The organism is Flavobacterium sp. LHD-85 (assembly GCF_030929595.1).
In the GTDB taxonomy this organism is placed as follows: Bacteria; Bacteroidota; Bacteroidia; order Flavobacteriales; family Flavobacteriaceae; genus Flavobacterium.
On record NZ_JAVFVR010000011.1, the window covers coordinates 135,112 to 160,125 of the forward strand.

Below are 25,014 nucleotides of genomic sequence, written 5' to 3' on the forward strand. Positions count from 1 at the left end.
ATTTTTACCTTTATTTTTAATCTAAAAATCAAACGCAATTCATCTATGAGAAACAATCCTTTTATTACAGTAATTCTATTGTTTTGCATAGAAATAGTACTGTACATTTATATCGATTATATAGATCTAGTATTGCCTTCTTCTGAATATGCAGGCTTAATTTTGCCTATTTTTTGCTTTACGGTTCCCGCTGTTTCGGTTTTAATTTCGCTTTCCGTTAACGATATCGAACACAAAAAAGAGTTTAGAAACTTTTCTATATTTCTTGTTATTATCTCCGTTATCGTTTTTCTGATATTATCTTATTTATCGGCTTTAGGAAAAGCATACCAACATTGATTGAAGAATTATGAGAAAAACAAAGTTAGACTATATCAATATCTCTTTAACCATAATTTTGGTCGTATTAGTTATGCTTAATTTTGCCGCAAGATTTAAAAATAAAGAACAAGATAAGATATTGTGGAATGCTGAAATTCATAGTTATACTGAAGATTCACAAACAGAAAATTCAAATATTATCCAAATTGTTGAGGCTTCTTTACACAACAATTTCAATCAATCTGTAAGCGATATTGATTCTGAATCAAAACGGGTAACGAGTGCAAAAAGTGAAGATTTTATTTCGTTTAAAATTTGGCAAAAAGAACTATTGCCAGACTCTCTCAACTTGAAATATTTCTCTATCGATGAACGCAAATTTTATCTGCTTCAAACTCACCTCCCTTATGAGAAAATGAAAAACTTAGTTAAAGATAAAAACGAGGTCCCTTTTTTAATTTTAGAAGTTCAACCAAAAGGGAAAATACTTTTGAAAATACGTCCAAATGAAGAAAATGCCGAACCAAAACTAGTAGAAACATTTGTTTCTAAAGAAACTACAGGAGATCTGAATATGCTGGTTTATGAAACATCTTTAGGCGAAAAGTATAATCGCTATCCTGGCATAGAAAGCATTACTGACTATGCAGATTTGCTTCAAAATCAGTTTAAATGGTCTGTAAAGATCGAAAAAGAAGATGGTGATATTCTCAAAAGCGTTTACGCAAATTCTTTTAAAAAGGAAAGTATAGATGTCCTAGAAGACAATGATACGGCATCAATTCGAAGTATCCCATCCACTTTTTACATTTATTGGGAGAATAAAAAAAATTATAGCATTCAATATACTTTCTCTCCTATTGAAATTTTAACGGCTTTCCGAAAATTAAATGCGAATGATGCTCCGGGCGATATAAATTTTAATTTTAAAATTTATAAAAATGCTTATGCTAAAGGTGAAATCTCGAAAAACGGTGTCGTCATCCCTTTAAAAGATGCGTATCCCGAAAAACCATAATTCTATTCATTATTTTGATTTAATGATATACAATTCATTCGGACCGTACGCTTTGCGTCTCACGAAAAAGCTAATACTTGACATCTTTTGAAATTTAAGTGGCAACTGATAAAGACTTATATATAATGCATAATCATTTCTTTCAACTTTATTCGAAAAAAAATTTTGAGCAAATACCTCTCCTATTTTAAGTTTTAAAGCTTCTTTTTTCAGTTTTAAATCGACATACGCAGTTCCCTCCCAAGTCATATTTCTGCCAGCGCCAGTGGGACTGCCAATTCCTCTAAAAGGATTCCAGCTGTAACGATAACTCTCTTTTAAGAAATAGGCAACGCTAACACATTTGCTGTTGTCAAAAAAAATATCTTCTAACTTCACGCAATGCTCAAATTCTGTTTCTTGTTCGCTTTCCTCCGCAGATTCTGTTTTAGAAAGCAAAACGCCGTTTTTATCAAATACATACATGCAATTAGTTACAGTAGCCTCTTGCTTTTGTTCATCATAATATTGATGTTTTAGAGGAAGAATAAATTTATGGCTTAAAGTATCAAAATTAATATTTCCGGATATTAAATCCTGCGGAATAACTTTCGATACTGGCAGTAGGACATAACTTTCGGCATTAATTCCCTCTTCGTAGTTTTTGTAACTAGTATCATAGTGCATTTTGTTATACATCTGCGATAGTTTAGTAGCTACATAAAACAATAGAAAAGGTAGAGAAATCAATAAAATTATAATTGTAATTCTTTTTGCCATATTAAACCATTTCATTTAGTTAATATTTATTATAATGCTAGTATCTGCATTAATTTGGACCATCAATTGCTGGCTTCGGATCTAGTTTGAATTTATTGGTTTTCGAATCAAATTGAATGGTTAAATAGCCTCCCATTCTTCCAACATCATTCCAAACAATCAGTTCTTTTTTCTTATTATCGATTATCTCAACATTATCAAAAATTATGGTTCTTATGTTACCCGTTAAAGTTTCTATTTTTGAAAAATCAATTGTTTGAAAAACGGCATTATCTTTTTTATTAATAATTTTAAGTCGATCCATTTGTGCGGTATCATGATTCCTCTTTTTTGAATAAACACCAATAAAATAAAATGCGCCTAATGAATTTGCTTGCAAAATATCAATATTATTAAACTCGTTTTCTTCTATTTGATCAATTAAAATCGAAGTATTGGTTAATTGTAAAGACAACTGCTTATTGGTTAAGAGGTTTGTCCAAACGCCAGCACATTTTTCTTTAGAAAAATCAAACTCAAATGTGGCTGTATGTTTATCATTATTGATTTCGTAAAGTAAAACTTTGTTCTTTTTATGATCAAAAGTGCCTTCAAGCCTAATTGGGCTATTATGGCTATCGTACTTATAAACCCCAATAACATTGAAATCTTTCTTGCTCTTTTCGCCAAAATATCCTTCTTTTATTTGAAAAGACAGTGAAATGGGGTATTTATCAATTTTGCCTTTATAGCTAAAACATTCATACCAACCCGCATAAGTATTTGTAACGGCCAATACAAATGTCATAATTGCAAATAATGCTTTCTTCATATTTTCTTTCTTTATTCTTTGGACTAATATTATCTATTCTTAATAATAGCTTTTTCTAATTTTGTCTATACTCCTATTGAATTTATCAAAAACAACCTCTTCGTCTCTCCCATTGCTTGGTTTCCATTTTTCAACGGTAGAAATTTTATTTTTTCTGATATAAGTTTCGCTTGAAATCAATGTATTTTTCATTAGATCTTTAACCTCAATTCCTACTTTGGCGTTTAAATATTTCTCTACAATTTTTGGTATTTCACCAAAGCTTTTTGTTTCATTATTTATATCAATTATCTTGCTTTGTGAATCTTTTGGAAACAGCCTATTTAACCAAAATTGCTTTTCGTATTTTGTATAGATGGGAACTGCATTCAAATAGAGTTTATAACCTTCATAATGCTCTGTGAAGTCACTATTTATAATATAATTATAATAACTAATTGCTTCTATAGATTGCCAATTTATAAAACAGTTTTTGTCAAATAAAGGCATTTCAATTGTCATTCCTTTATCGTCAGCAAACAATTTATTTTGCCTTTCCTCTATTTGTTTTTGCCGTTTTTTTGAAATTGGAAATCCGAATATCAAACTGTAAATTAAAACTAAAGGAAAAAATGCGAATGTAGAAACGGTTATCCAGCCTAATAAACCAACATCCCATTTTAATTTAATAGCAAAAAACAGCAAAAAGAATCCAATTATTGAAAATATTGAAAGCGGTAAAATAAAAAAGCCTAAAAACGAAAATTGCGATATTGACCTTCTTGGTTTTTCCGCTCTTTTTTCATTCAACCATCTTGTAACATTCTCTTTTAAAATAATCGATAATGAAACGATAACAAAAACAATGGGAATTAGGTATAAACCAAAAGACTTATATCCGCTTTTGATATAAAAAAAGATTACTGCCAGCCCCAATATTAGTGTAAAAACACCAACTAATTTTGTAATTGCTCTTTCATTCAAATTCATACAAACTCTACTTAATAAGCGTTTTATTTTAACGCTTCTTTTGCTATTTCAAAATCATCTATTTTCCACCCGTTTTTTTGCTTTACCAAAACAAAAATAGCATGGCATTTTTCTGTTTTTTGGTCTTTAAATGTAATTTCCCAATCCTCATTAATAGTCACTTTTTCTCCAAAACTGCCAGTGCCGCCCAACCATTTTATACCACCAACGTTTTGATACAGATTCAAATTCTCATCTATCTTTTTCACCATTTTTTCGCTGCAATATTCTTTGGCCGTTTCAATTTGCTGCTGCGCAATTGCATAACGAAAATATTCTGCAGTATCATTTGCGCTTAATTTAGAAATCGTTCCAATTGAATTCTCATCTTTAAGCAATTCACAAACTATAGTGCCATTTTCAGTACTAATAATTGCATTTCCATCATCGTATTTTATTGCGATTGTAGCTTCTGTGTTATCCTTTTTATTGCTATATTCTGTACGTTTTATGATTTTGGTGACTCTGTTAAGATTATCATATTCATTGGCAATACTTTCGGTGCGATTGTAATTTTCTCCCACAAAATATTTTTTCTCGTATCGCAAAACAAAACATTTCGGACTGTAAACTGTTTCTATTTCTTTTCGCACATTATAACTTCCAACTTCAACAACAGTTTCAATCATTGCATTGTCTTTATAGGCATACTTTGCACCTTCTTTTTTTACGTATGAAGCTGTATCTTCTTTTTGAATTTTTACCCAATCTTTTTTAGAATCAAAAAAATTATTCAAATCGGTTTTCTTGTAAACAACACCATCAATTTTTTCCACAAGAACATCTTTATCTTTAAAATTTAAAAATTTATTGGTTCTAAAAACTTCATAAGCAGCTGTAGAAAGTTTCTCTTTTTTTGAAGAAGAATATACCTCTGAAACCACCAACGGAGTAGAAGTTTCCTGACCTTGACATCCAACTGCAAACGATAAAAAGATAAGAATCAAGATGTTTTGCATAAACGCTATGTTCATTTTTTTAATGGATTTATTTCTTTTCTACAATAAAAAGGGATTCTGCATATCCATTTTTTGTTCCGTCAGTAAGATCTTTAGCAACTCCGTTTATCCATAATTTTGCAACATTTCGATCTAAACTGTTGTTTTCATATCCTGCAATATAAATTGTGCTGTTATGTACAAAAATAGCATTGGCATCAGCACTATAGGTACCATCTGTAATGTTTTGCGCTTTGCCGTTTATCCATAATTTCAATATGCTTTTTTCATTAACATTTTCATTTCCTGCCACATAAACATTTCCTTTCTGGACAAATACAGAAGATGCATACGAATTATTTACACCGTCAGAAAGATTTTGAACTTTTCCGTTTTTCCATAACTTGGCAATATATCTATCGTTTTCAATCTCATATCCTACCACATACACATTGCCGTTCTCTACGTACAAAGAAAGTGCATACGCATTATTATGGCCATTTGTAAGATCTTGAGGAATTCCGTTCTTCCAGACTTTTGCCACGCTTTTATTTCCTTTTTTTTCATGTCCGCAGATGTAAACATTTCCTTTATCAACAAAAAATGAGTTTCCGTCTTCCCATTTCTTTCCGTCTGTAATATTGGTTATTGTACCATTTTTCCAAACTTTTATAATATAATTGGGATCATTAAATTGTTGTCCCAAAAAGTAAATCGTATCGTCTTCAGCAAATAGCGATTGAATAAAAGCCGTTTTTATGCCATCAGTTAGCTTCTGCATTTTTCCGTTTTTCCAAATAATTGCCACATACTCTTCATCAGGTCTAATAGAACCTCCAACATAAACATCATTTTTATGCACAAAAACAGAATTTGCATCAGAATAATATTCTTTTCCTTCCAAATCGATGCTTTTACCGTTCTTCCATAACTTTACAACATGCTTCATCCCTACTTCGTCGGCAATCTCTTCTATCGAACTCTCAAATTTGCTGTCATTATATTCGTAGCCAGCAACATAAATATCGACTTCATTTAACGTTTTGCTTTTTTCACTTGAAATTTTATTCGCTTTACAGCTTACTAAAAAACTTGCAAAGAAAACCGCCATTACCATTTGCCTAAGGCATTTTACAGCACGTAAATTCATTTTTTTTATTTCTTTTTTGATTTAAAATATCCTACAACAGTTTCGTTTTCAACAAGTTTTCCTATCGTATATGCATTCCTGAAAAAAGCAATTCCTCGTTAAAAACCAATGATACTTCATATTGGCCGTTTTCGATAATGATATAATTTGCAAAACTCAATTCGCCTTCATTTTTTATGGTCTTTTTTACTGTTTTTTTGTCAAGTAATTTTAAAGCATCTTCAAACTTCATTCCTGGTTTCAGACCATTTTCAAATGAAATTTCGACTTTTTTCAAATTGTCCAATAAAAAGCCCTTAATGACATTTGTCTTCTTATTTTCTGGATTTTTTAAATTCGTATTAAAATAGAAATAGAAATCATGATATTCATTTTGATACATGATTTGATTTACACTTCCCGAACTTCCGCTGATCTCCTCTACTCGCTCAAAATTTTTACTGGTTTGAGATTTCAAAAAATCTTCTTCGGTTGATTTGCCTATAATCAGATCATTTACATTCCAGTTTTTATCGATTTTTACAACGGGTTTATTTTTAACATCTTCTGGTTTGGTACTATTTTTCACTAAATCTTTGGTGTATTGTTCGTTATCGCAGCCACCGAAATCTATTAATCCATTAAAAATGTCCCAATAGCAAGTTTTAGATAAATTGGTACTGTTTAAAATAATAAGCCTGTCATAATCTGGCGCAAAGAAAATATACTTGTTTTCTTTTTTTACATTCCAATATAAACCATTATCTGTATTCGGATTTTTGGTTCCCTTGCCATATTTTAATTCTATTTTCTTTAGAATCTCCGATTTTAAACCTGCATTTTCTACTGCAATTCTTACTCCATAGATTTTATCCTCTGCATTAAAATCTTTTAAAGTCTTCATCATTTCGTTCTCCTCTTTGATTAATTTTAAATCAATATGAGCACCGCCAAATCTTGTAATACTATCTGTTTTAAGCTTTTCTGAATGTATCTGAAAAGTTACTTTTTGTTCCTCCAAATCAATTCCTTCAAAAGTATATTTTGCAGATTTTTCTACTTCGACCAATAAGCAAAACGGATATTCTACCGTTTCAACGCCAACAAACAAGCTGTCATTAAAATCTACCACATTTTTTATTGGTTCGTTTAGTTTTAGTTTAAACAAATCGATTTTCTCTTGTTTATTGCACGAAATCATAAATGGAAAAATGGCAAGCAGTACTAAAAAATTCTTCATAAATAAGTGTGTCGTAAAAATCTTAAAATCATTAAATTATATTTTTGTTCCATAAGTTTAAAGCAAAATCTTTAAAAGCTTTTGGACCTTTTTCAAATGCAGCATCAAATTTGTAATTGCCACCTTCAAATAGTTTTTCTCCGTTATCGCCAATTCCTATTTGAACCTTGCTTTCACCACGCATAGCAAATTTTTGTTTTCCTTCATACATGATAATTTTCATATCGCAAGGGCTCACATCGCCATGGCATATCGTTTTGTACATCAACCAAATTTCTGCAATTCCGTTAGTATCCAAATCGGTAATTTCAAAGCTATTTTTTACAAATGAAGCCACAATATCAACCGGACAATCTTGAATGTAATCGTATACTTTCCAGGTTTGAACTGGCTGACCATTTTTTACTAAAAAATGATACCCGAATAATTCGGCATCTCCGCTTTCATCAAACTCATGCTGAAATTTTTCACTTCTGTAGTTTCCAGTTTCTGTAGTTATTACAATATTATCACCCCATTTATCTTTCCAACGAACAGCATTTTTTACAAATCCCTCATATTTCAATAATTTCGGAAATTGCGTAGAATCAATAGGTTCTACTTCTAAAGGTTGAACTCTCGGTTCAATTGATGTTTCGCTTTTGGAATCTATTTTAAGTGGGTTTGCCTCTTGCTTGCAACTGACAAGAAAAGCATTGAAAAGCAGTAAAATCGGAATTAGTTTTTTCATTTTGCTTTAAATCTCTTTTCGGAAAAATGTTTATTGCTTTGAGTTTCGAGTTTCTAGTTCTTTTTGTACTTCTTGATACAATAGTTCATTATTTTTCGAATTTCTCATAATTACATATCCAACTATTAAAGGAAAGAAAACAGAAAACCCAAAACCTTTAGTTACAACGCCATAAACCGTAATTCCGATTGTAACTCCAATAATTGTAGCGTCAATTATTTTATTGTTTTTTAATTTCTTCATTTTCTGTAAAAGCTCTTGATCGCTTAATTCTGTTAAATGTTCTGGTTTCATATTTTGGTGGTTATGTTAAATGTTTCTTTTAATTCTAGTAATTGATTTGCAACTGAGAAAACAAGTCAGCATACAAATTTTAAAAAAAAGAGAATAAGAATGTAAGCCAATATAAATTCGTCTTAAATATTGAAACATTCGCAACTATTATTTATAAATCCGCACTATTATATCTACGCATTAAGTCCAATTCGTTTTAAATGCAAATCGGTTTTAAACTGAAAATTTTAAAATAATTATCTTACAAATAAACTTAAAAAAAATCCAATTTCATTCAATCATTCCTAAAATGATTTGGAAATTATTTTGTATGAGAATAATCGATAAATGCTACTTATAATACACCGCTGGCGCGAGCGTCTCACTCGTGCACACCAAGAAAGTCAATTAATGTCAATTTCTAAAACAGTCTGACGTTATCTCCATAATTTCTAGCAGAGCTGTATTTCCAATCTCCAGAATTAGTGACAAAACCAGTTTCGAGTGGGTTATTATGAATATAGTTTAACTTTTGCTCAAAAACTTTTAAAGACCAGATTTCAATAGGTTTGTTGTTTTGTTGCCAAAATTGCTTGAATATTACATTGCTGTTTTTCTTTCCGGCTCTTTCAAACATCCAGAGCATCCATTCTTTTCTGCTTTCTTGCGGATTTTCTTCAATTGCTTTGAGCATTTTTCTAGAGGTAAAACCTTTAAAATCTCTAATAAGACCAGAAGGGTCTCCATTTTCAGATCTGAAAATTAAATAAACGTGACTTGGCATTATGCAATAACCATAAATCTCCATTCCTTTATTTTTTCTGCAGTAATCTAATGATTCAACAATGCACCCAAAAATACTCTTCTCTTGTAAAAATATCTATCCAGTAAACCGTAGCAAAACTTATAAAGTAAGCTTCAGTTTTATCTCCAAATTTGTATCTTCTGCTCATTTATTATTTTTGGGCTAATGTAAGAAATACTTTGCATTCACGAGCGAGACGCTCGCGCCAGCGGGGGAAAGATGAAATGATGGAGAGACTTGAGAAATTGATTGGGAAGTAATTATTTATAGAGATATAGTAATTTTAGAAAGAGACTTTTTTAAAGTCTCTTTTTTATTTTGATACTAACATAATAAGCTAATAAATTTGCATTGCTATTAACTAATTTATTAAATAAGCTGGAAATGTAAAATTCTTTTTTTATACAATATCTGACACGTCCCATCCAATTTTAGACATCTCAACAAAATAGTTTTCAGAAAGAAAAAGTCGAATTTCATCTGTATAATCAAGTATTTCGTTATTCTCTTTAAGAAAACTTGTAGGCAATTCACTTAAAACATCTTGGATTACTAATTCGTCCAAAAAAAATACAAGCTCATCTATATCATAAAATGCAGTAAAATATTCTGCCCCTCGTGCATCATCATAAAATACACAATCTTGCAATGTATCCCATTCTAGCCTATAACAATGAGCCCTAATTGTTGATTTATGGAAATTATCTATATAGTAATAACTATCAATACCTAAATATTCAATATTCAGATTTTCAACAAAATTAGATTCAGAATTAATTATCAAATTTTTTCGATGGCTAATCATTTCGTCAACTCTATTTTCTCGATAAAGTTCAACTATCGTTTCATCAATTAAAAGCGCATTATATGATGATTCATCAACTAAATCTTCAAAATAAGATAATAATTCATTGTTTTTATCAAAAAAAGAAGATTCAAAACTATTTTTTTTAACAGGAATGGCCATCTCTGCCTTTTTAACCTTATTAATTAAATACTTAAATTCAAAATCTCTAAAATCATTTTCATTATTTACTAAAAGACCCGAATCTGTATATGCTAGATAATTTTTAATTAAAAACAAACCTAAACATTTTGACCGTACGCTTCCATAAATAATTTTTTCTGGAAACTCAAGTGTTTTAAATCTTTGTCTATCATCGTCATTATAAATAGAATTTGATATTTCCCCTCTAGCAAAACTCTGAAATTGATTAAAAGCAATCCTTTGCTTACTCAAAGAGTAAATTGAAAAATAATTAGCATATGATGTTGTCCAAAACCATCTTTCTAATTCTCGTAACTGAAAATAATTAGGAAATGGATTTAATCTAAAAAATTCTGTAATAAAAATTAATTGAAGATTATATGGTAAAATTTTGTTGTCAAATACATTAACTTTAAAATAGAGAAATTCAACAGCTTTTTCAATATTTGTAAACGTTTCTTTAACTAACAACGGAAAATCTTTCCTTTTTGATAATAGTTGAAGATTAACATCAAAATAGATTTTACCTGTTGATGTTTCAATACAATGCAAAATAATGTCTGCTGGTAAATCTTGAAAATTATAACGCTCTAATTTTTCTTTTAATTCTTTAATTTCATTATGAAACCTAAATTCATCTTCGACATAAGTCAATGCATTCAACATCCAAATCGGGGATATATCACTGCCCTTTGAGTTTATCCTATGAAAAATGTCTACTGCATCTTCGATATCTCCCCCAATAATCTCAACAAAAGGTATTTCATAATCTAAAAGTTGATTTGCCAATCTCTTTGCACTATTAATATATTTCGAACTAATATCTACATCTAAAATACTTAATCTTAAATTTTCAGAGAAACTTAAAAATTCAAAAGTATCTATTAGTTTATAAAGAGGTATCTGAAAGACTTCTTCCTTACCTCGTAATTGTACAAATTCTTCTTCTTTCAAATCATAATGGATTACAAAATCATTATAATTTTCATTAACTCCATCCCCATAAGTAAAAGGATTTATTAAAGCTCCAAATAATGTTGAAACTCGTTGAAAGCCATCCAAAACGTATGAATAATTAGAAGAACTTGATTTAATTTCAAAAGGACCTATTTTTGGAGAATAATTAAACACTAAATCTTGAGGCTTCCAAAACAACAAACTTCCAATTGGAAAACCACTGTTTAAACTATCAAATAATTCCAGCCTTTGATTTTTTTTCCAAACGTAATCTCTTTGAAAAATAGGAATCCTAATTCTTCCTGCTTTAATATCCTCTAATAAATTTATTAATCTACTTTTTTCAGGTTTGACGTATATTTTATTTTTTAAACTCATTTTGATTAAAGTAAGTGTTCTAGCTTTTTAATAATTTGAATCAATTCTTCTGGGTCATTTTGCATATTACAATTTTTTAAAAGAGTTTCTCGAGAAATTCTAGCATGTTTGAATAATAAAGGAAATGCTTTTTTTGAAAAAAAATCTTTAATTGATCTATCAAATCCTACTCTTAAATATTTCTCATCATCAGTGGATATCCCTGCAAAAAGATCTTGAATATTTATGTCAAATGTTTTTATAGCTCTACCTTTAAAACCATCTTGAAAATCATAATATGATTGTTGTTTACTATTTAAATTTAAATAGCTCTTAACAATTGGATGATTATGAGGAAAATCATTAAAAACTTCTATAGGCAAATAGTTTTCTATTTCTCTTTTTTCAAGCACATGATACTTTATTTTTTTTTCATTACAATAATTTATAATATCATTGTGAGTATTACTTAAACTTTCATGAGGATACTTTTTATCACTATCAACTATAACGATAGCGCGTAAATATTTTTCATTCGGTAAGTTTTCCTTTCTAAATTTTCGGAGTTCATTATTGATTCCCTTTTTAAATTCATTTTTACCCCCTACTCCTCTCACCTCAATCCATCTGTTTTTGAAATTTTTATTTATTTTATCACATTCTGTAAAGTTATTAAATATACTATAAAGAAATAATCCATCGCTAGTAGCATTTTCAACAAAAATTATAGGATTATTCTGTAACAATATATATCCATCAAAAACAGAATATATATTATTTTCTAAATCATTTTCATTGCCAATTCTCAGGTCAACTTCTGCTTCAATTGAGTATGCACCATTTTTAAATTCAATCTCACAAAACTTTTTAGTTATTTTACTAGCGTTGTTTACCCATTCTGATTCAGAGATATCCTCATTTAAGAACAAAGTATGTTTTTCATCTTCAAAAAAAGCAAACATATGATTTAATTTCTGAAAATTGCTTTCTACATTAAATGCAGCAGAGTTTATATGCACAATCATTTTCTTTCAGTTTGTGCTTTTCTCAATGCTTTAACTTCTTCAAAACTTTCTTTAAATATGTCTTTTGGCCAGTAGTCCACTTCTCCATTTTCATCTACATTAATTCTCTTTAAAAAACTACAATTATCTTCCAAGTCATACTCTACAGAATATATTACTAAGTCATTTACATCCAATCTTTTTTCAGCAACCATTCTCCTTAATCTCAAAATAAAATTTTCAGAGTGTGTCTCAATTAAAAATCTATTTTTTGACTCTTTAATTGATGTAACTAGTAACTCCCCTAAATTCCCATGAGCTGCAGGATGAAGATGTAATTCAGGTTGTTCTATAATTACGAGTGATGGATTAGATTTCATATAAGCTTTAACAATTATTGGCAAAGCTTGACTCATTCCCTGTCCAACGTCAACAATATTTACTTCACTTTCACTACCAAAATTGTCTTTTACAATTTTAACTTCATAATAAGGCTCATTTTTGACAACCTTCAATCTCCATCCGTCAAAATTATTAAAATACCAATCTCCTACCTTCTTAACTAAATCATCATTATTATTAAAACTGTTTCCTAATATCTGATATGCATTTTCACCTTTATTTCCGATTCTTTTATATTCTGTTGTTCCATGAAGATAAAAATTCCTCGGAGGATTTAATCTAAATGGACCTAAGTAATTAGTTTCAAATTTGAATTTAGTTTTTAAATCTTCGATATCATTTGGTAATATACCTTCAAAGGTTACATTTTTTATTTTTGAGGGATCAATATTAGTAATTACCACATCGTCTTGATACTGCCATTTTGTAATAATAGGAGAATTATTGATAGGAGAATTATTTATCTGAACATTTATAGATTCATTTTCAGAATTTTGAATCATGAATTTAAGCTCTCCTTGAATATCTCTACCATACAACAAATCTCTAAATTCAGCGCCAAGCTCAATTCCTTTTATAGTATGAAGTATTGGGGTTTTACTTGTAGTTGAGAGAGATTCTTCTATGATGGTGGGTAACTTTGCAACAGCACTTTTTCCAGAACTATTTTTTCCGATAAGTACGGTCATAGGTTTGATATCAAGCTCATTTGAATTTTTAAAGCCTTTATAGCCTTCAAAGGTTATTTTTTCAATCATGAAAATAAAATTTATTAGCTAAAATAATCAATTATTCTTTTTAATTCAATTATTTACTTTGAAATCATAAATATGAAAATATGCATGTCTTAACTTTATATAACCCCTAATTTTCTAGTAGTTTTTAAAAATAGAAGGCAAAGCTTGTTTTTAGAGATCCATGGGCAAACGACAAAGGTTTTTCAAAAATTCATATAGCTTTCCCTGCTCTCCTAAGTATTCTTATGAAAAGCTGCGTAAATGTCTCCGACTTTGCGCTAATTTACATATATGAAATTTAAAACCTATGAGTCATAAACAAAAAAACCAGTGAAGTTAATTCACTGGTTTTCTATTATTTCATAAATCATCTATTTCAAGATGACTAATAGAACTGAATTTATTTTGTAATGCCAAACATCATGACCAATCTATCATTAAGATAAAAATTAAGAGTTTGGTCTGCTACGTCAAAACGTAAGTCTTTATTATTTAAATAAGATACTATTTTTTGTTCTGTTTTATTTCCTTCTTCACCAATACATGCCATTGCTGTAACTGCTACTTTATCAAAAGAAATATGATTACCGTTAGTTTCATAAGTTCCAGCGAAGTTGTTGCAACCTGTATTTCCGCTCACTTTCTTTCCTGCTGGATCAAACTTAATAGAAGCTTTTCCGTAGTCTTGTCCAACATTTTCAAGTGCAATTAGTTTCCAATTGTTTTTTGCAATAAAACTCCATAATTGGTCTTCTGTTGGTATAGAAAATTCCATAACCACTTTGTTCTTAGTATTTTTAAACTGTACTGTATTGTTTTTCTTGACAATTTTGAACTTTTTATTGGTTATTGCAGCGCTAAAATCTTGTTCCAATTTCATGCTTTCTTTGTCACAAGCCATTAAAGTTCCCATAGGAGAATTGGTCTTAATTTGATTTTTTGAAGAAAGCTTCGTGTATTTTACGTTGAAATTATTACATCCATTTTTACCGCTTATTGTTCCAGTTTCATCGTTAATGGTGATAAATGCTTTTCCGCTGTTTATCTTTTTTCCGTTTAACTGCGTTAAAATCATTTTGGTATCATAAATTCCTTTTTCCTTATTTACAGGAGTTTTAGAAATGATACTTTTCAGTTTATACTCGTATGCAGAAGCATCAGCCGGAATGGGTTCTGGTCTTTTTGTTTTCGTTACCAGTATCTCGTATCGATTTCCTTTTTCAAAATTAAAACCTTCAATATGATTATAAAATAATTGCCATTCTTTGTCATTGTCATACTTTACCTGCAGACATTCCATAGGGCCAACACCTGTACATGGCACTTTACTTTCTTTCACAAACATTTTTAAACTTTCCTGACCATATGTAAATGTTGATAATAACACTACTACAAAAACATACATACATTTAAATCTTTTCATTTATTTTAATTTTTTTAGAACACCGATTAAGCGCTCTGATTATTCAATGATTTTTTGCAGGCAGGAATTGTGCCACTTTAAAATTAAGAATGCTTTTAACGTTTTTTTATCAGCGCTGAATTCCATTTTTTCTTTAAAAATTAAACCACTACAATACTGATAATCAGTTTAATTGCATTAATATAACAAAAATAGTAATTTTTGTTATATTTAAGAATATTTTTGTAGTATTTTTAAGCTGTTTTGAATAAACTGCCATTATCTAAATTGAAATTGACAGTGTCTATTCTAAGAAATAAAAGAATGATTTAAGATTTAAGCGCACCAGATCGAGAAGAAAGACTAGAAAGCAATTCTAAAGGTTCTACATAATGTGGGTTTTTGCTAATTTTTCCGTCCTTAATCACGTAAGGATGTGTAAGCAATATATCTGCAAGTGCTTTTTGGCTGAAACTGCTGATATCATACATGCAAATTAGTGAAACTGAATGTTGTGGGGTTAGAAGATTCAATCTTGCCTCATACTCTAAGAGTTCATCAGTTCCTGGCAAGTTTTTGAGAGCCCAAACCATATCTCCGCACGCTCTTACGCTATCATAACCCGCTCTTGAAGCCGACAATAAAGTCTGTTCGAGCATTTTGTACATTTTATCTGCAGCGAACTCGCTATCTTTTATATAAGAATTTTCAGAAGCCAGAACTTCCAGTTGGCCGCTCGATAGTTTTTCGGCAATAGAAATTCCATTCTCAGCCAGACAACGGCAATGTTCACCATGGCGATTTCCTTCAAGAATGTTTATAACTTTATCATTGGCTTCCAACCCCTCCAGAATATAGGGAATGATTACTTCATATTGCTGTTCTCTCGAATCGAAAAAACCGCAAATATGCATTGGAGCCGACAATAATTCTCCGCATACCGAAAAAGGAGTTTGTTTATTCATACCTCAAATATACGCATTTAGTTTCTTCACACGCTTACTGCATTGCTATTCAGAACAAAAAAATCAGGTTTCATCAACTTTTCTTTAAATAAACAATTTTGGTTTTTCCTATTTTTCCATTAAATGAAAATGGAGCCTGCTCAAAATAATCTAAAGAAACAGGAGAATCTAAATCGGTTCCAATATCAAAAGTGGCGTTTGAAGTAAAATGAAGCGACATAGCTGTTGGAACAGTTCCCTGCCCAACTGTTGCTCCGTTCACTTTTAAAGTCACATTCATTGAACCACCAATTTTATCTACGAGCTTTGATTCTATTTCAATTTTCACTTTTCCTTTTGGCAGTTTATCTTTCGATTTAATTTTAGTGCGTTGTACTTCAAATAAATTAAACTCATAATTTAAATACCCCTCTTTTACATAACAGGTAACTCCCCCTGAAAATCCTGCCAAAGCATACAAAACTCCGTTTGCATTTTCTGGAACTTCTACGTCCATGGTTACAATACTGCTCACTTTTCCTAATTTTGGAGCCGCCGATTCTGGCATTCCTTTTATTGGCGAATCAAAAGTCCATTCGGTTAAAGGAGAAGAAGGCGCGTCTTCTGGATGATAGAGCGCAGTTGACCATAATCCTCCACCAATTGGAAGGTTTTTATTTTTTGCCGATTCGGTTAAAAATAAAGCTTTCATCTCTTCCAGTTTTTTTGGTTCTTTTTGTGCCAAATCAACCGCCTGCGACCAATCCTGATCCAGATTATACAACTGCCAAGTATCTGTAAGCGGTGACCATTGTTTAATGCCTTTCGGAATTCCTCCTACCCACGGTTCTCTTGGTCCGCGCGCACTTGCAAACCAACCGTCATTATAAATGCCTCGGCTTGCCATAATATCAAAAAATTGCGTTCGGCGTGTTCCTTTTGCTTTTGGATCAGTAAAGGTGTAAACCATACTCACGCCATCTAATTCGTCTTGAGCAAAGCCATTTACCACTTTTGGCATCGGAATTTTGTCGATTTCATATATCGTTGATGCTATATCAATTACGTGATGAAACTGCGGTCTTGGCGTTTTATCATGTTTAATTCCTTTTGGCCACGAAACAGCCATTGGCTGACGTGTTCCTCCAAAATAAGCGCCCTGCAATTTTGTTCCTTGATACGGAGTACTTGTTGCCCATGCCCATCCTGCATTAAACATATTGTCGGTTTTTGGACCACCTAAGACATCTAAACCTCCTAGTTCGTTTAGAGCTGTAATATGCTGCTCAATTTTGGTTGGAATGGCATTTTGAGCCAATTGCTCACTAATTGTCCCATTTAAGCCTTCTGCAGATGAGCCATTATCTCCCCAGATATAAATAATAATGGTATTGTCTAGTTCTCCCAATTTTTCAATTTCATCAATAACTCTCCCTGCATTAGAATCGGCATGTTCTGCAAAACCAGCCCATATTTCCATAAGTCGACGTTGAAACGGCTTTTCCGCTTCTGGAATATCTGCCCATGCAGTCATAGAAGCAGCTCTTGGCGTAAGCAACGTATTCTGCGGAATCCATCCTAGTTCTTTCTCGCGTTTAAATACTCTTTCACGATAAGCATCCCATCCGTCATCAAATTTGCCTTTGTATCTATCTGCCCATTCTTTCATGACATGATGCGGCCCATGAGCAGCACCTGGCGCCCAATACACAAAAAAGGGCTTTTCAGGCGCGTATGCCTTTTGTTCTCTCAGCCAAAGCACGGCGTCATCTGCCAAATCTTCTGATAAATGGTAATAATCATGTCCGCCGGAAGTTTTGGGATGTTCTACATAAGATGTATTTCTAACTAAAGTTGGTTCGTACTGCGAAGCTTCTCCCGCCAAAAAACCATAAAAATACTCGAATCCGTAACCTGTTGGCCAATAATCAAACGGACCCTTTGAAGTAATCTGTTCTTCGGGCGTATTGTGCCATTTTCCAAATGCGGCGGTATTGTAACCGTAATCTTTTAAAATCTCAGCTATTGTTGCAGAACTCTTTGGAATAGTTCCGCTGAAACCATCAAAATCATTCGCAATAGCCGCAATCTGACCGTTTCCTACGCGAGTATGATTGCGTCCCGTAAGCAAGGAAGCGCGAGTTGGCGAACACATGGCTGTGGAATGAAAACGATTATATGAAATTCCGGTATTGGCAACTCTGGACAATGTTGGGGTGTTTATTTCTCCGCCATATGTAGATGGAGCACCCGGTCCAGCATCATCCATTAATATAATTAGAATATTGGGCGCATCTGCTGGCAAATGTTTCGGCTCTGTTCTTTTTTTGTAACTCGAAGTTTCAATCGTAACTCCCGCCTTAGAAGCCGAAGGAGCTGGAGGAAATGGCAATACATCCTGCGCATTTACAAAAAGTATCGATAAAACATTTACGCTAAAAAAGAAAATCAGTTTTTTATATTTTCTAGTTTCCATAACAGAAAGTTTATTATTTAATCAATTAAAGCAAATTCACTTTTACGCTATTTATTTTTCCTTCAAACTTAAAAGGCGCTTTTTTATAATATCGAATAGAAACTGGCCCTCCAAGATCTTCGCCAACATCAAACGTTTCGCTGGCTGTAAAGGCTACAGGAACGGTACGTTTTACTTGACCTTTAGCATATTCTTTGCCATCAACTGTAATTACAATATCGGCCGATGCTCCAGGTTTTGCAATTGTGGTTAAAACTTCAATGGTATGTTTTCCAACCGAAATCTTTTCAGCCGATTCTACATTATAGCGCTCTATAATCAGCATATTGTATTCGTAAACTAGTTTTCCGTTATCCATAAATAAAGTCACGCCGCCACCAGAACCTCCGAGCGCATATAAAACTCCCGAAGCATTTTCTTTAACTTCAACATCAGCAATTACTTTGTTGCTTTTTTTGCCTAAACCCGGTGCGCTGAACTCGGGCATTCTTTTAGTGGTTTCATCAAAAACCCACGAAGTATAAGGCGCTTTAATAACATCTTCTGGATGAATGCGAAGCCAGATTCCAGCACCAATTGGATAATCTTTGTTCTTTTTCGCTTCTTCGTTAAATACTTTCTGAAGTTCTTTTAATTTCTGCGGATTTTTAGCGGCCAAATCGTAATACTGTGTATAGTCTTCCTTGATATTATACAATTCCCAAACATCCTTTGTAGAATCCCATTCGGCTAAGCCTTTTTGTGCAGGAATCCACGGATATAAAGGCCCGAAAGTACAGGCGTACCAACCATCTTTATAAACTCCCCTGCTTCCGTTATTATCAAAAAACTGAACTTTGGATACTTCTTTTGCTTTGCCATTATTAAAAGTATATTTAAAACTTACTCCGTCTAAAGGCATTTGCTCAAAACCATTAACCACTTTTGGCGCTTTGATACTTAAAATATCATAAATAGTCGGTACAACGTCATTGATATGATGAAACTGACTTCTTGGCGTACTGTCTGGTTTTATCATTTTTGGCCAACGAACAACCATTGCATTTTGTGTTCCTCCAAAATGAGAAGCCACTAATTTTGTATGTTTAAAAGGCGTATTTCCTGCCCAAGCCCAGGCTGCATGATAATTGTTTTCTAAAAGCGGCCCGCCAATTGCGTCTAATCCGCCAAGTTTATTTAAAGCTTTTAATTGCTGTTCTATCGTATTTGAAACTCCATTTTGAGCCAATAATTCACTGATTGAACCATTTTGCCCTTCAGCACTCGAACCGTTGTCTCCCCAAATGAAAAATACGATTGTGTTGTCTTTTTGTCCATTTGCTTCAAGCGCATCCAAAACGCGTCCAACTTCATGATCGGCGTGTTCTACATATCCAGCGAATACTTCCATCATTCGAATTTGAAACGCTCTTTCAGATTTCGGAATACTTTCCCAAGAAGCCATTGTTTTGTCTCTTGCAGTCAACATGGCACTTTTAGGAATCCAGCCTAATTCTTTCTGGCGTTTAAATACTTTTTCGCGATACGCATCCCAGCCGTCATCAAATTTTCCCTTGTATTTGTCTGCCCACTCTTTAAAAATATGATGTGGAGCATGGCCTGCACCTGGGGCAAAGTATAATAGAAATGGTTTGTCCGCGGCATACGATTTATGCTGTTTCATCCAATCAATAGCATGATCAGCCAAATCAGTTGTAAGGTGGTATTTTTCATTTTTTGGAGGTTCAACGGGTGTGAAATCGTTTATTAATCTTGGTTCATATTGTGAAGTTTCACCAGCCAAGAATCCGTAAAAATGCTGGAATCCATAATTCACAGGCCAATAATCAAATGGCCCTGCAACAGTTGTTTGGTTCGCAGGCGTATTGTGCCATTTTCCGAAAGCCGATGTGCTATAACCGTAATTTTTTAAAACTTCGGCAACTGTCGCAGCTTCTTTTGGAATAATTCCGGTATACCCATCCCAATCTACGGCTCTTTCTGCTATGGTTCCATTTCCTACATGAGTATGGTTTCTGCCTGTTAATAAAGCAGCACGACTCGGAGAACAAATCGAAGTCGTATGAAATTCATTATAAGCAATTCCTTCTTTAAATACTTTGGTTAATGTTGGCGTATTTACTCCACCTCCAAAAGTTGACGGTGTGCCAAACCCCAAATCGTCCATTAAAATAATAACGATATTTGGTGCATCTTTTGGCAAATGATCTGGTTGCGCTCTTCGCTTATGTGTGCTTTCTGCAAGGGTTTCATTGGCAACACTGGCACTCGGAACTGGTGGAAAAGGCAAAACATCCTGTGCGTAAATTTTGGAATAATGACCAAAAATCAAAACAAAAAATAAAACTATAATGCTAAGTTTATTTTCGAAATATGCGGTTGACTTTAAATTATAAAACTCTTTCATAAAACATTGATTTACTATGCATTTACTATCAAAAACAAAAACTCCTTCTGCTTAGGAGTCTTTGTTTTTGATGAATTTATTAAAGTATTATTCTGCACCCGGTTTCTTCAAACCGATATCTTTCATTGGATATTTTTGATAGGTTGCCAAATGAGCGGCAATAACGCTCATAACGCCTGGAATTCCCCATTCAAAATAACGATGTCCTGTACTTAATTGTTCTTTTGGATCTGAATACAGATTATATACCCACGGACTCATTCCAATACTTTGAATGGTAGACTGATCCAAGTTTTTTCGTTCTGCCGATGTATTAAAAACATTCATATGCACTTTATATTCCTGCCATCTCACTGCCATAAATTTGGTTTCTGAATACATGAAAACGGCATTTCTATTTGACAATCCTTTATCTGATAATAAAAACGATGCCTGATCGACTCCATCAATATAATTTGTTGACGGAATTTTATCTACAACTCCAGCAAGTGAAAGTGAAGTATTAAACAAATCACAAATATCAAATAAACCGTCGCTAATGCGTCCTGGAGCAATCATACCTTTCCAATAAGCAATTCCCGGCACTCTTACTCCACCTTCCCAAGTGGTTCCTTTTCCACCTCTAAACGGAGTATATCCGCCATCTGGCCATACATCTTCGTTTGGTCCATTGTCTGAAGTTATAAATACAAATGTGTTTTCGTCTATTTTCAAATCTTGCAAAAGTTTCATCAATCTGCCCACAATATCATCAACTTCAACAATGGCATCTTTGTATGGAATCGCAGCTGGACTTTTTCCTTTATAACCTTGAGACACATAATTGTCATTGTGCACTTTAGAGAAAGAATGAATTAAATAAAAAGGTTTATTTTCTTTTACAGAACGCTTGATAAAATCCTCACTGTAATCAGCAAAAACTTGATCTACTTTAGATAATTCTTCGATAGTCGAAATGGGCTGTACAACTTTATTTTCTTCTCCTTTTTTACCCGTAAGAATATTTTGGTTCACCATTTTTTTAACCGCATTTAATCGGTCTGGTTTATTGATTAAATCCGGATAAATCCACTCATTGACAAGCTGTGCATATTCGGATTGAACAGAACCAAATCCAAGCCATTCATCATAACCCACTTCATTTGGCAAACTTCCTTTGCTTTCGCCTAAATGCCATTTTCCTGAAATGGCGGTTTTGTAACCGCTTTGAGAAAGTATTTTGGCTGTAGTATTTTCAGAAGCCCACGGATTTACTTTTGGATTTTCTCCTGTCAAAGTTGGTCTTGTTAGTCCTGATCTTGCGGGGATTCTTCCTGTCATGATTGCGGCGCGGCTTGGTGTGCAGGTTGGCTGCGCGTAGGTCGAAGTTAGCTGTAAACCTTCATGAGCTACTTTATCCATGTTTGGAGTTGGTGCTCCTATTGCTACTCCTCCACCATAAACGCCAATATCGCCATATCCCATATCATCAATTAAGATAATCAGAACATTAGGTTTCTTCTTTAATTTGCTCATTTTATCCTTCATTTCCTTATCCTGATCAGGATGCGGAATTGCAGGTTCTAAATACTCTTTCACTTTAACCGTTGGATTAAAATAATTTTGCTGTGCGGTAATTTTTGTGGCAAAAACAAGGGCTGCTAATAAAACAATATATTTCTTCATGCTTATTTATGTTAATTTTTTTAATTTACAATTCACCATTTATAATTAATAATTATTTCAGGTCAATATTCACCTTATCAATTTTACCCGTAAACTTAAATGGAAGCTTGTACGAGTATGCAACTGGAGAGCCCGTATCTTCGCCGATTCCGAAAGTATCGATTCCGAAACGCGCCGCCACGGTTTTATCAATTCGTCCTTCGCCAACTAATTTATCGTTGATATACAATTTTCCTGTTCCCCCTTTTCCAGTTCCACCGCCATCATAAGCAAAATCAAATCTTACTGTACTTTTTCCGACTGGAAGTGATTCTTTTGAAGTAATGACGTAACGGGCTTCATCAAAATAATTATAATGATATACCAGTTTTCCGTTTTGAATATATAGCGCAAATCCTGCCGAACTTCCGCCAGAAGCTACAATAATACCGCTGTCTGATTTAGATTTCAGCTCGATTTCGGCTGTAATACTATGCGATTTATTTTTGGTGTTTGGAGATGCCGTTTCCGCCAATCTCGTTGCTCCTGCATAGAAAGTAAAATGTTTTCGTTTAGGATCTGATGGAGTTGGTTTTGGAGAAATTAATCGGCCTGTTCCTCTATCGTCTAATGGATAAACATTGTATTTTTTTGCTTCTTCATCAAAAATCGCTTGCAGTTCCTTAAGCTTTTCAGGATATTTTTTAGCCAAATCAACCGATTCGCTATAATCTTCATCAATATTATAAAGTTCCCATTTATCTTTATCCCAGTTTCCTGGTGCAAAATCCTGTCTCCATGGGAAAGTGTGTTGTGTCGCGGCAACCCAGCCATTATCATAAATAGCTCTGTTGCTAAAGATCTCAAAATATTGTCTAGTTCTAACTGGTTTTGCATTTTTATCAGTAAAAGTAGATAAGAACGAAACTCCGTCCATAGGTTTCTGTTCAACACCATCAACCGTTTTTGGCGCTGGCAAATGAGACGCCTCTAAAACGGTTGGAAGCACATCAATCAAATGCACAAATTGGCTTCGCATACCGCCTTTATCTTTTATTACTTTTGGCCAGCTAACCACCATCGGATTTCGGCTTCCGCCAAAGTGAGACGCAACTTGTTTTACCCACTGAAAAGGAGCATTTCCTGCCCAAGCCCAACCCACAGGATAATGAGGCTCCGTATTAGGATTTCCAATTTCATCAAGATGTTTTAAGTTATCTTTCAACGGAGTTGCGATTCCGCTCAATGCTTTTATTTCGTTAACTGTACCTTCCATTCCTCCTTCAGAACTTGCTCCATTATCTCCTACAATGTAAAATATCAAAGTATTATCTGCATCAGGAAGCTTACTGATGGCTTCTAAAAGTCGTCCTGTTTCATGATCGGCAAACGAAAGATATCCCGCATAATTTTCCATCAAACGTGCAAAAAGCTTTTTCTGATCTGCCGAAAGTTTGTCCCATGGCGTAACCCAGTCTGGTCTTGGAGTCAATTTTGTTCCTTTTGGTATAATTCCCATTTTTAACTGACGTTCGTAAGTTTCTTGTCTCACGACATCCCAGCCTTTATCAAACTGTCCTTTAAATTTATCACGCCATTCTTTTGGTGCATGATGCGGTGCATGTGCCGCACCTGGAGCAAAATACAGCATAACCGGTTTTTGAGGCGCTACTGATTTACTATATTCCAGCCAGTTAATAGCTCTATCAGTCATATCGGTCATGAAATGATAGCCTTGCTCTGGAGATTTATCGGGTTCTACGGCTTTTGTATTTTCAAATAGAACTGGATAATATTGATGTGTTTCTCCGGCATTAAATCCATAAAAGTAATCAAACCCTAAACCCGTAGGCCAGCGATCAAAAGGACCAGTAACAGAAGTTTCCCAGTCTGGAGTATTATGATTTTTTCCGAACCAACTTGTACTGTATCCATTTCCTTTTAAGATTCTACCCGAAGTTGCAGTAGTTTTTGGAATCATACAATTGTAACTAGGATATCCTGTTGCCCATTCGGCCAAGAAACCAGAACCGGCATTATGATGATTTCTTCCGGTTAATAAAGCCGCTCTAGAAGGTCCGCAAATTGCAGTAGTATGAAATCTATTGTACTTTAAACCATTTGCCGCTAATTTATCTAATTCTGGTGTTGGAACGGGCCCTCCAAAAGTACTTACCTGTCCGAAACCAACATCATCTAAAAGAATAACAATTACATTTGGAGCTCCTTGTGGAGGCGTAACCAGTTTTGGCCATTCTTCTTTAGATTCTTTGTAGGTTTCTCCAATTTTTCCGCCAAAAGGTGGCTCAGGAATTGGTAGTGTAGTTCGGTCTAATTCTCCTGAATCTGTTTTTTCTGTTACAGAATCTGTTTTCTGGGATTGATTGCAGCTGAAAAAAAATACAGCTAAAATTAAAAGCAATTTTGGGCTGATAAACGGTTTCATATTACGAGATTTTGTTATTCGTAATAAATTTACAAACATGGGTTTTACAAAATCTTTTAATGATGTTGCAGATTATAATTTGCAACAAACTTTTAGTAAAATAGATAACTGTTTAATCAAAAAAATGCCAGTCTTATAAACTCAAGTGAAATATTTTCTTCTCGTTTTTTAATAATGTTATTAAAAACCTATTTTTATCTTCGACAGATTAGGATCTA

Annotated in this window: 19 protein-coding genes and 1 pseudogene; 2 read left to right on the top strand and 18 right to left on the bottom strand. The window is 33.1% G+C overall.

Translation table 11 applies throughout. From position 1 onward, the window contains the following. The first annotated feature begins 45 nt into the window (after nucleotides 1-45). Nucleotides 46-339: a hypothetical protein gene (locus RB618_RS17870; protein ID WP_308070003.1), complete on the top strand. Its 294-nt coding sequence runs from the start codon at nucleotides 46-48 to the stop codon at nucleotides 337-339. A 10-nt stretch (nucleotides 340-349) separates the two neighbouring features. Beyond that, a complete protein-coding gene (locus RB618_RS17875; RefSeq protein ID WP_308070004.1) occupies nucleotides 350-1,339 on the top strand; it encodes a hypothetical protein in 990 nt (329 codons plus the stop codon). A 9-nt stretch (nucleotides 1,340-1,348) separates the two neighbouring features. On the opposite strand, the gene RB618_RS17880 is transcribed toward RB618_RS17875, so the two are convergent. The 18 genes and pseudogenes from RB618_RS17880 to RB618_RS17965 form a co-directional block, all read right to left on the bottom strand. Then, complete coding sequence (locus RB618_RS17880) at nucleotides 1,349-2,113, bottom strand: hypothetical protein (protein ID WP_308070005.1); 765 nt, start codon at nucleotides 2,111-2,113, stop codon at nucleotides 1,349-1,351. 34 nt (nucleotides 2,114-2,147) lie between these two features. Further along, nucleotides 2,148-2,909, bottom strand: coding sequence for a hypothetical protein (locus RB618_RS17885; protein ID WP_308070006.1), 762 nt, complete (start codon nucleotides 2,907-2,909; stop codon nucleotides 2,148-2,150). 39 nt (nucleotides 2,910-2,948) lie between these two features. Continuing rightward, nucleotides 2,949-3,878, bottom strand: coding sequence for a hypothetical protein (locus tag RB618_RS17890; protein ID WP_308070007.1), 930 nt, complete (start codon nucleotides 3,876-3,878; stop codon nucleotides 2,949-2,951). A gap of 23 nt (nucleotides 3,879-3,901) precedes the next feature. After that, the gene (locus tag RB618_RS17895; protein ID WP_308070008.1) at nucleotides 3,902-4,891 is read right to left on the bottom strand and encodes a hypothetical protein; all 990 of its coding nucleotides are present in this window, start codon (nucleotides 4,889-4,891) and stop codon (nucleotides 3,902-3,904) included. Nucleotides 4,892-4,904: 13 nt separating this feature from the next. Then, entirely contained in the window at nucleotides 4,905-6,005 is a 1,101-nt protein-coding gene (locus tag RB618_RS17900) for a hypothetical protein (RefSeq protein ID WP_308070009.1), read from the bottom strand. Between the two features lie 61 nt (nucleotides 6,006-6,066). Next, nucleotides 6,067-7,224, bottom strand: coding sequence for a hypothetical protein (locus RB618_RS17905; protein WP_308070010.1), 1,158 nt, complete (start codon nucleotides 7,222-7,224; stop codon nucleotides 6,067-6,069). A 31-nt stretch (nucleotides 7,225-7,255) separates the two neighbouring features. Next, nucleotides 7,256-7,954, bottom strand: coding sequence for a M949_RS01915 family surface polysaccharide biosynthesis protein (locus RB618_RS17910; RefSeq protein WP_308070011.1), 699 nt, complete (start codon nucleotides 7,952-7,954; stop codon nucleotides 7,256-7,258). A gap of 30 nt (nucleotides 7,955-7,984) precedes the next feature. After that, nucleotides 7,985-8,248, bottom strand: coding sequence for a hypothetical protein (locus RB618_RS17915; protein WP_308070012.1), 264 nt, complete (start codon nucleotides 8,246-8,248; stop codon nucleotides 7,985-7,987). Nucleotides 8,249-8,631: 383 nt separating this feature from the next. Next, a pseudogene (locus tag RB618_RS17920) lies at nucleotides 8,632-9,180 on the bottom strand (transposase). Between the two features lie 252 nt (nucleotides 9,181-9,432). After that, complete coding sequence (locus RB618_RS17925; protein ID WP_308070013.1) at nucleotides 9,433-11,355, bottom strand: DUF262 domain-containing protein; 1,923 nt, start codon at nucleotides 11,353-11,355, stop codon at nucleotides 9,433-9,435. A 5-nt stretch (nucleotides 11,356-11,360) separates the two neighbouring features. Continuing rightward, nucleotides 11,361-12,359 (bottom strand): hypothetical protein, encoded by a 999-nt coding sequence (locus RB618_RS17930; protein ID WP_308070014.1) that lies wholly within the window; start codon nucleotides 12,357-12,359, stop codon nucleotides 11,361-11,363. Continuing rightward, a complete protein-coding gene (locus tag RB618_RS17935) occupies nucleotides 12,356-13,498 on the bottom strand; it encodes an AAA family ATPase (protein WP_308070015.1) in 1,143 nt (380 codons plus the stop codon). Before RB618_RS17935 ends, RB618_RS17930 begins: the two co-directional genes overlap by 4 nt. Before the next feature lie 379 nt (nucleotides 13,499-13,877). Beyond that, nucleotides 13,878-14,900, bottom strand: coding sequence for an META domain-containing protein (locus RB618_RS17940; protein ID WP_308070016.1), 1,023 nt, complete (start codon nucleotides 14,898-14,900; stop codon nucleotides 13,878-13,880). A gap of 308 nt (nucleotides 14,901-15,208) precedes the next feature. Then, on the bottom strand, nucleotides 15,209-15,844 hold the full coding sequence (locus RB618_RS17945; protein ID WP_308070017.1) for an MEDS domain-containing protein: 636 nt from the start codon (nucleotides 15,842-15,844) through the stop codon (nucleotides 15,209-15,211). Nucleotides 15,845-15,917: 73 nt separating this feature from the next. After that, on the bottom strand, nucleotides 15,918-18,299 hold the full coding sequence (locus tag RB618_RS17950; protein WP_308070018.1) for an arylsulfatase: 2,382 nt from the start codon (nucleotides 18,297-18,299) through the stop codon (nucleotides 15,918-15,920). Between the two features lie 25 nt (nucleotides 18,300-18,324). Then, nucleotides 18,325-20,706, bottom strand: coding sequence for an arylsulfatase (locus RB618_RS17955; RefSeq protein ID WP_308070019.1), 2,382 nt, complete (start codon nucleotides 20,704-20,706; stop codon nucleotides 18,325-18,327). An 87-nt stretch (nucleotides 20,707-20,793) separates the two neighbouring features. Next, complete coding sequence (locus RB618_RS17960; RefSeq protein WP_308070020.1) at nucleotides 20,794-22,371, bottom strand: arylsulfatase; 1,578 nt, start codon at nucleotides 22,369-22,371, stop codon at nucleotides 20,794-20,796. A 52-nt stretch (nucleotides 22,372-22,423) separates the two neighbouring features. Then, a complete protein-coding gene (locus RB618_RS17965; RefSeq protein ID WP_308070021.1) occupies nucleotides 22,424-24,796 on the bottom strand; it encodes an arylsulfatase in 2,373 nt (790 codons plus the stop codon). Nucleotides 24,797-25,014 lie beyond the last annotated feature (218 nt).

Excerpts from the sequence above, each read along its gene's own strand:
- RB618_RS17875 (WP_308070004.1), top strand. The coding sequence starts at position 350 with ATGAGAAAAACAAAGTTAGACTATATCAATATCTCTTTAACCATAATT.
- RB618_RS17880 (WP_308070005.1), bottom strand. The coding sequence starts at position 2,113 with ATGAAATGGTTTAATATGGCAAAAAGAATTACAATTATAATTTTATTG.
- RB618_RS17950 (WP_308070018.1), bottom strand. The coding sequence starts at position 18,299 with ATGGAAACTAGAAAATATAAAAAACTGATTTTCTTTTTTAGCGTAAAT.
- RB618_RS17870 (WP_308070003.1), top strand. The coding sequence starts at position 46 with ATGAGAAACAATCCTTTTATTACAGTAATTCTATTGTTTTGCATAGAA.
- RB618_RS17960 (WP_308070020.1), bottom strand. The coding sequence starts at position 22,371 with ATGAAGAAATATATTGTTTTATTAGCAGCCCTTGTTTTTGCCACAAAA.
- RB618_RS17915 (WP_308070012.1), bottom strand. The coding sequence starts at position 8,248 with ATGAAACCAGAACATTTAACAGAATTAAGCGATCAAGAGCTTTTACAG.
- RB618_RS17910 (WP_308070011.1), bottom strand. The coding sequence starts at position 7,954 with ATGAAAAAACTAATTCCGATTTTACTGCTTTTCAATGCTTTTCTTGTC.
- RB618_RS17940 (WP_308070016.1), bottom strand. The coding sequence starts at position 14,900 with ATGAAAAGATTTAAATGTATGTATGTTTTTGTAGTAGTGTTATTATCA.
- RB618_RS17900 (WP_308070009.1), bottom strand. The coding sequence starts at position 6,005 with ATGAATTTACGTGCTGTAAAATGCCTTAGGCAAATGGTAATGGCGGTT.
- RB618_RS17965 (WP_308070021.1), bottom strand. The coding sequence starts at position 24,796 with ATGAAACCGTTTATCAGCCCAAAATTGCTTTTAATTTTAGCTGTATTT.
- RB618_RS17930 (WP_308070014.1), bottom strand. The coding sequence starts at position 12,359 with ATGATTGTGCATATAAACTCTGCTGCATTTAATGTAGAAAGCAATTTT.
- RB618_RS17945 (WP_308070017.1), bottom strand. The coding sequence starts at position 15,844 with ATGAATAAACAAACTCCTTTTTCGGTATGCGGAGAATTATTGTCGGCT.
- RB618_RS17935 (WP_308070015.1), bottom strand. The coding sequence starts at position 13,498 with ATGATTGAAAAAATAACCTTTGAAGGCTATAAAGGCTTTAAAAATTCA.
- RB618_RS17955 (WP_308070019.1), bottom strand. The coding sequence starts at position 20,706 with ATGAAAGAGTTTTATAATTTAAAGTCAACCGCATATTTCGAAAATAAA.
- RB618_RS17925 (WP_308070013.1), bottom strand. The coding sequence starts at position 11,355 with ATGAGTTTAAAAAATAAAATATACGTCAAACCTGAAAAAAGTAGATTA.
- RB618_RS17895 (WP_308070008.1), bottom strand. The coding sequence starts at position 4,891 with ATGAACATAGCGTTTATGCAAAACATCTTGATTCTTATCTTTTTATCG.
- RB618_RS17885 (WP_308070006.1), bottom strand. The coding sequence starts at position 2,909 with ATGAAGAAAGCATTATTTGCAATTATGACATTTGTATTGGCCGTTACA.
- RB618_RS17905 (WP_308070010.1), bottom strand. The coding sequence starts at position 7,224 with ATGAAGAATTTTTTAGTACTGCTTGCCATTTTTCCATTTATGATTTCG.
- RB618_RS17890 (WP_308070007.1), bottom strand. The coding sequence starts at position 3,878 with ATGAATTTGAATGAAAGAGCAATTACAAAATTAGTTGGTGTTTTTACA.